The 581-nt window shown below is 70.9% G+C and carries 1 protein-coding gene; it reads left to right on the top strand.

The genetic code is table 11. The features are described 5' to 3' along the window. Nucleotides 1-152 precede the first annotated feature (152 nt). A partial coding sequence (locus ACSNOD_RS31640) for an ATP-binding protein (protein WP_436770510.1) occupies nt 153-581 on the top strand: 429 nt, incomplete at its 3' end.

Here is a 581-nt window from a genome sequence, read left to right as displayed (position 1 = left end):
GCCCGCCCCCCTTGCCCGGCCGCGCCATCGACGCCGCTACCGGACGCCACATACAGATCTGTCACCCCACCGCACCACCCACGCCACTTTCCGCCCGATCCGGGGCCGACGCCGCCGCCCTGCCCCAGGCCTTCCCGGCTCTTCCCGCCCGTGTGACCCTCGACGAGCTAGCGCTGCCTCACCCACTGCCTTCCCCCACCTGGGCCCCTCTGGGTGTTGGCGGCTCCGGCCACACCACCGTCGGCGTCGACCTGATCACCGGATCTCATCTGCTCCTGGTCTCCGGGCCCCCAGGCTCAGGCCGCACTACCGCCGCCGCTGCGATCACTCACTCCTTGCGCAGGGCCGGCCTCAACGTTCTCGTTCTCGCGCCACCCCGCTCTCCCCTGCCCGACCTCATTCCCGACGATCCGGGCATACGCGTCCTCGTCGGCACCTCCCACGAAGACGCCGACCTTCGCGCCGCCGCCTCCGATTTCTCGGGCGCTCCCTACGTCGTGCTGCTCGATGACGCGGACCACCTCACCATCGTGCCCACGCAACAAGGCTTCGCCGACGCCCCCACCCTGCTCGACGACATC

It is taken from the genome of Streptomyces sp. URMC 123 (genome assembly GCF_051386515.1).
Classification (GTDB): domain Bacteria; phylum Actinomycetota; class Actinomycetes; order Streptomycetales; family Streptomycetaceae; genus Streptomyces.
The sequence above is the reverse complement of the archived record's forward strand: the minus strand, read 5'-3'. Positions and strand labels throughout refer to the sequence as shown.